3 protein-coding genes are annotated in these 9,579 nt (G+C 75.8%); all 3 read left to right on the top strand.

Annotated features, from left to right (window positions below; genetic code table 11):
- The coding region (locus ABT160_RS45420) for a phosphopantetheine-binding protein (RefSeq protein ID WP_351655880.1) at positions 1-308 on the top strand (308 nt) is incomplete at its 5' end.
- On the top strand, positions 305-4,099 hold the full coding sequence (locus ABT160_RS45425; protein ID WP_351655882.1) for a non-ribosomal peptide synthetase: 3,795 nt from the start codon (positions 305-307) through the stop codon (positions 4,097-4,099). The genes ABT160_RS45420 and ABT160_RS45425, both read left to right, overlap by 4 nt.
- A 26-nt stretch (positions 4,100-4,125) precedes the next feature.
- Positions 4,126-9,432: a non-ribosomal peptide synthetase gene (locus ABT160_RS45430; protein WP_351655885.1), complete on the top strand. Its 5,307-nt coding sequence runs from the start codon at positions 4,126-4,128 to the stop codon at positions 9,430-9,432.
- Positions 9,433-9,579: the final 147 nt, after the last annotated feature.

Genomic DNA, 9,579 nt, shown 5'->3' on the forward strand with positions numbered 1-9,579 from the left:
AACCCATGTCCACGAACCAGCTGGCACAGCCGTCGGCGGAACCCGACGGCGCCGCTCCGGACGCGAGCGTGCCCGCCGCCGGCGGTGGCCTGGCCGCCGACCTCGCCGAGGTGTGGCAGGCCGTGCTCGGCGTGCCCGTCGGCCCCGACGACAGCTTCTTCGAGCTGGGCGGCAACTCCCTGTACGCGGTGCGCCTGGCCGCCGCGATGCGCGAGCGCGGCCTGCCCGCCCTGCCGCTGCGCGAGCTGTACCTCAACCCGACCGTCAACCGCCTCGCCGCGGTCCTCGCCCCCAAGGAGCAGGCGTGAGCGAGCGCCCCACCCGCCCGGACCCGGAAGGAGCACCCGTGAACGGCCACCCCGACCCGTCCGCCCCGGCCGTGGACTGGCTCCCCGGCCCCCTCGACCCGGCCCCGGCCGGCGCGTACGGACCGACCGGCGCCGCCCCCGCCCACGGTCCCTTCCCCGTCGCGCTGCCCGCGCCCGGCGCCGCCGCGGCGACGCCCGCCCGGGTGCTCGCCGCCTGGGCCGCGCTGCTGCACCACCACACCGGCCGCGACGACGTCGACCTCGGCTTCCTGCCCGAGGGCGCGGCCCGGCCGGTGGCCCTGCGCCTGCGGTGCGCGCCCGGCACCACCCTCGCCGGCCTCGAAGCCGACGCCCTGCGGCAGCTGGCCGACCACGGGACCGCCGGGGCCGACGCGCCCGCCGACACGGCCCTCCCCGTGCTCGCGCACCGCACCACGGCCGCGCCCGAGGGCCGCCCGCACCCCGCGCCGCTCCTCGCCGAACTCGACGACAGCGGCGCCGCGCCCGCCCTGCGGCTGTGGCACGACCCGGCCGCGCACCGCGCCGACGCGGTCGCCCGGCACGCCGTCCACCTGGCCAACGCGCTGGCGCACGCCGACCGTTCGCCCGACACCGCGGCCACCGCGCTGGACCCGCTCGAACCCGCCGAACGCGCCCGGCTGCTCACCGAGTGGAACGCCACCGCGACCGCCTACCCGCGCGAGAGCCGCGTCGAGGAACTGGTCGCCGCCCACGCCCGCCGGGCGCCCGGCCACCCGGCCGTGGTGCACGGCGACAGCGTGCTCGGCTACGGCGAACTCGACCGGCGCGCCGAGGCGCTGGCCCACCGGCTGCGCGCCGAGGGCGTGCGGCCCGGCGACCCGGTCGCCCTGCTGATGCCCCGCGAGACCGCGCTCGTCGTCGCCGCGCTCGCCGTCCTCAAGGCGGGCGGCGTCTACCTGCCCGTCGACCCCGGCTACCCCGCCGACCGCATCACCCACCTGCTGTCCGACAGCGGAACCCGCCTGGTCCTCACCACCGGCGGCCTCGACGGCCCCGCCCCGCTCGCCGAGCGGGTCCTGGCGCTCGACACCCTGGACCTGTCCGGGGAGCCGGGGGACCGCGCCGGTGCGCCGGACGCGCCGTCGGGAACCGCCGCGGACGCCGCGTACCTCATGTACACCTCCGGCACCACCGGCAAGCCCAAGGGCGTCCTCGTGCCGCACCGCGGCATCACCCGGCTGGTCAGCGGCGTCGACTACGTGCGCCTCGACGCGACCACCAGGATGGCCCAGGTCGGCGCCACCGGCTTCGACGCCTCCGTCTGGGAGATGTGGGGCGCCCTGCTCGGCGGCGGCACCCTGCACATCCTGGACCGCGAGACCCTCCTGGACACCGAGGAACTCGGCCGCGCGCTGCGCGCACAGGGCATCACCACGGCCCTGTTCACCTCCGCGCTCTTCAACCAGCTCGCCGACGAGGACCCGGGCCTCTTCCGTCCGCTGCGCGACCTGCTGGTCGGCGGTGACGTGCTCTCCGCCCGGCACGCCCGCGAGGTGCTCGCCGACAACCCGGGCCTGCGGCTCGTCAACGCCTACGGCCCCACCGAGAACGCCGTCATCTCCACCTGCCAGGTCGTCCGCGAGCCCTTCGGACCCCGGGTGCCGATCGGCCGCCCGGTCCCCAACGCCACCGCGTACGTCCTCAACCGGGCCGGCCTCCCGCTGCCCACCGGCGTCCCCGGCGAGCTGTACGTCGGCGGCGACGGCCTCGCCCTGGGCTACCACGGCCGCCCCGACCTGACCGTACAGGCCTTCGTGCCGCACCCGTTCGCCCCCGGCGACACCCTGTACCGCACCGGCGACCGGGTCCGGCTGCTGCCCGACGGCGCCGTCGACTTCGTCGGCCGCACCGACCACCAGGTCAAGGTCCGCGGCTTCCGGGTCGAGCCCGGCGAGGTCGAGACGACCCTGGCCGCACTGCCCGGGATCCGGGCTGCCGTCGTCCTCGCCCGGCGCCGCCCCGACTCCACCGACAGCTACCTGTGCGGCTACCTCGTCGGCGAGGACGCCGACCTCGACGCCGTACGCGCCGCGGCCGCCGCACAGCTGCCGCCGCACATGGTGCCCGCCCACCTCACCGTCCTGGACGCCCTCCCGCTGACCGCCAACGGGAAGGTCGACCGGGCCGCGCTGCCCGAACCCGCGGCCGCCGCGGGCACCTCCCGGCCGCCGCGCGACGCGCTGGAGCGCGCCCTGGTCGAGCTGTGGCAGGACGTCCTCGGCGTCACCGGGATCGGCGTCGAGGACCCGCTGGACGCCCACGGCGCCAGCTCCCTGACCGCCACCCGGCTCTCCGCCCGCATCCGCCGGGGCCTCGAACTGGCCTGCCCCGTCTCGCTGGTGCTCGCCGCGCCGACCCTCGCCGCGCTCGCCGAACGGCTGCGCACCGCCGCACCGGCCGCCCGCGGACCGCGCGCCGGAGCCGCGGGCACCGGCCCGGTCCCGCTCTCGCCCCAGCAGCACCGCATCCACGTCGAGCAGCTGAAGGACCCCGAGGGAACCGCGTACAACCTCCCGCTCGTCGTCGACCTGCCCCAGGCCCCCTCGGCCGAGCTGCTGCGCACCACCCTGGCCGCACTCGTCGCCCGCCACGAGGTGCTGCGCACCGACGTCGCCGTGGACGACGCGGGCCGCTCCCACCAGCGCGTGCACGACCACCTCCCCGTGGACCTGCGCGAGGCGGACCTGCCGGCCGGCGCCGACGCCGACGCCTGGACCCGGGACTGGGTCCGCGCCTTCGACCCGCACCGCGCCCCGCTGTGGCGGGCCGCCCTGCTGCGCACCGGATCCGGCGCCCGCCTGCTGCTCGACGTCCACCACCTGCTCACCGACGGCTACTCGCTGACCCTGCTCGCCACCGAGTGGGCCCAGCTGCTCGCCGGGCACGAGCCCCCGCGCCCCGAACTGGGCTACCGCGACTACGCGCACTGGGCCACCGGCCCCGAGGGCCGCGAACTCGCCTCCGGGCAGCGGGAGTTCTGGGAGGAGGTGTACGCCACTCCGGTCCGGCCGCTGGACCTGCCCACCGACCTGCCACGGCCGCCGGTGCGCCGCACCGAGGGCGACCACCTCGCGTTCCCGCTCGGCGCCGGACTCAGCGCCGCCGTACGGGACCTGGCGCGCACCGAGAAGGTCACCCCCTTCCACGTCCTGCTCGCCGCCTACACGGCCTTCCTCGGCCGGATCAGCGGCAGCGACGACGTCACCGTCGGCACCCCCGTCTCGGGACGCCACCTGCCCGGCGTGGAACGGGTCCAGGGCATGTTCGTCAACACGCTGTGCCTGCGCGTGGCCCCCGGCCCCGAACTGCCCTTCCGCGCCCACCTGCGGGCCGTGGCCGCGCACGCCGTTGCCGCCGCCGACCACCAGGACTTCCCCTTCGACGGACTCGTCGCCGCCGCGGGCCCCCGCGACTACAGCCGCAACCCGCTGTTCGACACCCTCTTCGCCGTCCAGGACACCGGACTGCACCAGGTCGGCCTGCTCGGCGGCCGGCCGCGCTGGACCCCCGAGGCCACCGGCCGGACCCTGTTCGACCTCAACCTCCAGATCGACGACGCCCCCGAGGGCTACACCGCCACCTGGGCCTACGCCACCAGCCTCTTCCTGCGGCCCACCGTCGAACTGTTCCGCGACGAGCTCCTCGCCCTGCTCGACGCGGCGCTCACCGACCCGGACGCCGCCCTGGGCACCCTCGGCCGCACCGCGGCCGCCCCGCAGGACCTGCCCGACCTCGACTTCGACTTCTGACCCACCCCGAAAGCTGGAGACACCCCATGCAGTCCCTCGAAACACTCGGCCGCCTCAAGGTCGCGGCAGCGCAGCGCCCCCGCGAAGGCGCCTTCTGGCGCACCGCCCTCGCCGCGCTGCCCGAGCGCGCAGGATTCCCCTCCGACGCCCCCGGCCGCCCCGCCGCGCCCGGCCCGCACACCGCCGCCCACCTCGACCTCGACGCCGCCCTCCACGCCCGCCTGGAGAAGCTGACCCGCGGCCAGGACGCCGCCCTGCACTCCGTGCTCACCGCCGGCGTCGCCGCGCTGCTGCAGCGCTACACCGGCGGCGAGGAGGCCGTCGTCGCCGTGCCCGCCACCGCCACCGGCGACACCGCGCCGCTGGCCGAAGGACTCGTCCTGCGCCTGCCGTTCGGCCCCGGGGCGACGCTGCGCGCACTGCTCGGAGACGTACGCACCCGGCTCCTCGCCGCGCTGGAGCACCAGGACTACCCGGTCGAGCTGCTCGCCGAGGAGCTCGGCGCCGACACCGGCCACGGCGTCCACCCCTTCGCCGAGGTCCTCGTCGACACCGTCCGCGCCCAGGACGCCGAAGCCGCCGAACGGCCGCGGTTCCCGCTGGCCTTCGCCCTGCTGCGGACCACGGACGGCCTCCGCCTCGAACTGCGCCACCGCACCGCCCGGCACACCGACACCACCGCCGCGCGCCTGCTCGGCCACCTCGCCGCGCTGCTCGCCGGGGCCACCGGGGCGCCCGACGCCCCGCTCGGCGCCCTGGACCTGCACGCCGACGCCGACCGCGAGCTGATCGCCCGGGTCAACGCCACCGCCGCCGACTTCGAGGACGACGTCCGCCTGGACGAGCTGTTCGCCCGCCGCGTCGCCCTCACCCCGGACGCCACCGCCGTCGTCGGCGACGGCTTCCGCCTGAGCTACGCCGAGCTCGACGAGCGCGCCAACCGCCTCGCGCACACCCTGCGGGCCCGCGGCGTCGGCCGCGACGACCTGGTCGCCGTCCTCGCCGACCGCTCCCCGCAGATGCTCGTCGGCCTCTACGCCGTCCTCAAGGCCGGCGGCGCCTACCTGCCCGTCGACCCCGGCTACCCCGCCGAGCGGATCGCCTACGTCCTGGACGACAGCGCCGCCCGCCTCGTCCTCACCCAGCCCCGCTACCGCGACCTGGCCGGCCCCGGCCGCGAGGTCCTCGACCTCACCGACGAGGGCGCGTACGCCGACGACGCCACCACCCCCGCCCCCCTCGGCGGCGCCCGCGACCTGGCGTACGTCATCTACACCTCCGGCTCCACGGGCAACCCCAAGGGCGTCCAGATCGAGCACCGCTCCGTCGTCAACCGCATCGGCTGGATGCAGCGCGCCTACCCGATCAGCTCGGCCGACGTCATCCTGCAGAAGACCCCCACGTCCTTCGACGTGTCCGTGTGGGAACTGTTCTGGTGGATGTTCGAGGGCGCCGCCGTGTGCCTGCCCGAGCCGGGCACCGAGCGCGACCCGGAGGCCCTGGTCGCCGCGATCGAGCGGCACCGCGTCACCACGACGCACTTCGTGCCGTCCATGCTCGCCGTCTTCCTCGACTTCGTCTCCGGCGCGGGCGAGCAGGCCCGACTGGCCTCCCTGCGCCAGGTGTTCGCCAGCGGCGAGGCCCTCGCCCCCCACCACGTGCGCCGCTTCGGCGAGATCGCCGCCGCCACCGGCTCCCCGGCCGCCCGCCTGGTCAACCTGTACGGACCCACCGAGGCCACCGTCGACGTCACCCACCACGCCTGCGGGCCCCAGGACACCGAGCGCGTCCCGATCGGACTGCCGATCGACAACACCCGGATCCTGATGCTCGACGCCCAGCTGCGCCCCCAGCCCGTCGGCGTGCCCGGCGAACTCTGCATCGCCGGCGTCGGCCTGGCCCGCGGCTACCTGGGCCGCCCCGAACTGACCGCCGAGCGCTTCGTCCCCGCCCCCCTCGCCGGCGAGGACCGCGTCTACCGCACCGGCGACCTGGCCCGCTGGCTGGCCGACGGCAGCATCGAGTACCTGGGCCGCATCGACCACCAGGTCAAGGTGCGCGGCTACCGCATCGAACTCGGCGAGGTCGAGGAGCGGCTGCGCAGCCACCCCGAGGTCAAGGACTCCGTGGTCGTCGCCCGCAAGGCCGACGACGGCCAGACGCACCTGGTCGGCTACGCCCAGTCGGCCGGCGCCGTCACCGAGGACGAGCTGCGGCGCCACCTGGGCCTGACGCTGCCCGAGTACATGGTGCCGCCGCGCGTCGTCGTCCTGGACTCCTTCCCGCTCTCGCCGAACGGCAAGCTGGACCGGCGCGCCCTGCCCGAGCCCGCCCGCCCCGAGCGCGCGACCGCCGCCCACGTGGCCCCCCGCACCCCGCAGGAGGCCGAACTCGCCCGCATCTGGGGCGAGGTGCTCGGCCTGGAGGACATCGGCGCGGACGACAACTTCTTCGCCCTCGGCGGCAACTCCATCCACTTCGTCACCGTCCTCGCCAAGGCCCGCGCCACCGGCCTCGACTTCACCTTCCAGCAGTTCTTCCAGAACCCCACCGTCGCCGAACTGGCCCGCAGCCTCGCCGAGTCCGGGCCCACCGACCGGCCCGCCCCGCTGCGCCCGTTCGAGCTGCTCACCGACGAGGACCGCGCCCTGGTCCCGGCGGGGGTCGAGGACGCCTACCCGATGACCCAGCTCCAGGCCGGACTGGTCTTCCAGAGCGAGCTGTCGCACGGCACCGCCGAGTACCACGACATCCTCAGCTACATGATCCAGAGCCCCTTCGACGCCGCGTGCTTCGAGGAGGCGGCCCGCGTCCTGGTCCGGAACAACCCCATCTTCCGCACCAGCTACCACCTCACCGGCTACAGCGAGTACCTCCAGCTGGTCCACGAGGACGCCCCGCTGCCGCTCTACATCGACGACCTGCGCGGCATGAGCGAGGCCGAGCAGGAGGAGTGGTACCGCGACTGGGCGAAGCGCGAGAAGGAGTACCGCTTCGTCTGGAACGAGCCCGGCCTGGTCCGCCTGCACGTGCACGTGCTCTCCGACGACCTCTACCGCTACAGCCTCAGCCAGCACAACTCCGCGCTGGACGGCTGGAGCATCACCCTGGTGCACACCACCCTGTTCGACCTCTTCTACCGGCTGCGCGACGGACGGCCGCTGCCCGAGGCGACGGTGGAGAACCACGCCCGCAACTACGTCGCCCTGGAGCGCCGTTCACTGGCGGAGCAGGAGCACGAGGACTACTGGAAGGACCTGCTGGAGGGCAGCACCTTCACCGAGCTCCCGCGCACCCGGCGGGCCGCCGACGCGGACGTCTTCCCGGTCGTCTTCCACGAGGCCGAGTTCCCCCGCGGCCTGTCCGACCGCATCGTGGAGCTCGCCAACCAGCTCTCCGTACCGGTCAAGAACGTCCTCATGGCCGCGCACGCCAAGGTCCTCTCCCTGGTCTCCGGCGACCGCGACGTGATGACCGGCTACGAGCACAGCGGGCGCCCCGAGGCGGAGGACGCCACCCGCGCCATCGGCCTCTTCCTCAACACCGTGCCCTTCCGGGTGCGCACCGGAGCCGGCAGCTGGGAGGACCTGATCCGCCAGGTCTACGCCTCCGAGACCGAGCTGCTGCCCGCCCGCCGCTACCCGATGGCGCAGATGAAGAGCGACCTGGGCACCCAGGACATGCTCTTCGAGACCGCCTTCAACTTCACCCACTTCTACCTGCTCAAGCAGCTGGAGGAGCTGGACGGCTTCTCCCTCCTCGACGTACGGGCCAACTCCGAGACCGAGTTCGTGCTCCGCGCCGAGTTCTCCCGGCACTTCGTCAACGACGAGGTGCGGCTGAGCCTGCACTACCACGCCCACCTCTTCGAGCCGTGGCAGATCGAGCGCATGGGCGCCTACTACACCGCCGCCTTCGAGCAGATGACCGCCGACCCCGGCGCCCCGCACCACCTCGCCGACCTGCTGACCCCCGGCGAGCGCCGGGAGCTGGCCGACGCCGAGCGCGCCGCGGCGCTGCCCGCGGAGCTGGCCGCCCTGCTGCCCGAAGGCACCCCCGCCCACACGGCCCGGGTCCTGGACGAGCACGGCCTCGCGGTGCCGTTCGGCACCGAGGGCCGGGTCTTCCTGGTCGCCGACGGCCTCGCCGCCGTCGACACCGGCCGGCACGGCCGCCGCGACACCGACGGCCTGGTCCTGTCCGACGGACCGCGGGTGCGCCACACCTTCGGCGCCACCGCGCGGCAGGACGCGCCCGCCGCGCCCGCCGCACCGGAGACCGACGACCGCACGCCCGTCGACGAGGTCGACCGCCGCATCGCCCGGGTGTGGTCCGCCATCCTCGACGTGCCGCTGGACCGGATCGGCCTCGACGACAACTTCTTCACCCTCGGCGGCGCCTCGCTCGCCGCGATGCGCGTCGTCATGGAGCTGGAGGGCCTGGTCACCCTGACCGACCTGATGCGCAACTCCACCCTGGCGCCGCTCGGCGCGGTCGCCCGCGCCAACCTCGCCGCCGCCGGAGCCGAGCGGGAGCCGCGCGAGCGACAGCTGCTGCAGTCGCTGTCGGCCGCGCCCGCGACGGCCGAGTGCGCCCTGGTCTGCTTCCCCTACGCGGGCGGCAACGCGATCAACTTCGAGCCGCTCGCCCAGGCGCTCGACGCGGCCGGTGGCGCGGTGGCCGTCTACGGCGTGGAACTGCCCGGGCACGACGCCGGCCGCCCCGACGAGGCGTTCTCGCCGCTCGACGAGACGGCCCGCCGCGTCGTGGAGGAGATCCGCCGCTCCACGGACGGCCGCCCGGTGATGCTCTGGGGCCACTGCGTCGGCTCCGCCCTCGCGGTGGAGACGGCACGCCTCCTGGAGGAGGATGGCACCGCCCCGGCCCACGTCTTCGTCGGCGGCAAGCTGCTGCACGACGCCGCGACCACCCGGCAGGGCATCGAGCGGGCGGCAGCGATGGCCGACGAGTCCATCGTGAGCTGGCTGGTCGAGGAGACGGGCTACGCCGAGTTCGACAGCCTGCGCCCCGAGCACGCGCGGTTCGTCGCCTCGGTCTTCCGGCACGACTCCTCCACCGCCAACGGCTATCTGCTCGCCGCCGACGAGCAGGGCCCGCGGGCGCGCCTGGCCGCCCCGCTGACCGCCGTCTACGCCGCGGACGACCCGCTCACCCCGGACCACGCCGAGCGGTACGAGGCCTGGTCGCTCTTCGCCGACCGGCCGCGGCTGGCCGAACTCGCCGAGGGCGGCCACTACTTCTGCCGCACCGCCGCCCCCGAGGTCGCCGGCCTCGTCCTGGGCGGCTGGCGGGCCGCTTCGGCGCGGGGCTGACCACACGGCGGGGGGGGGGGGGCCCCCCCCCCCCCCCCCCCCCCCCCCCCCCCCCCCCCCCCCCCCCCCGGCCCGGCCCCCCCCCCCCCCCCCCCCCCCCCCCCCCCCCCCCCCCCCCCCCCCCGCCCGCCCCCGGCCGCCCCCCCC

It is taken from the genome of Streptomyces sp. NPDC001941 (assembly GCF_040296945.1).
In the GTDB taxonomy this organism is placed as follows: domain Bacteria; phylum Actinomycetota; class Actinomycetes; order Streptomycetales; family Streptomycetaceae; genus Streptomyces.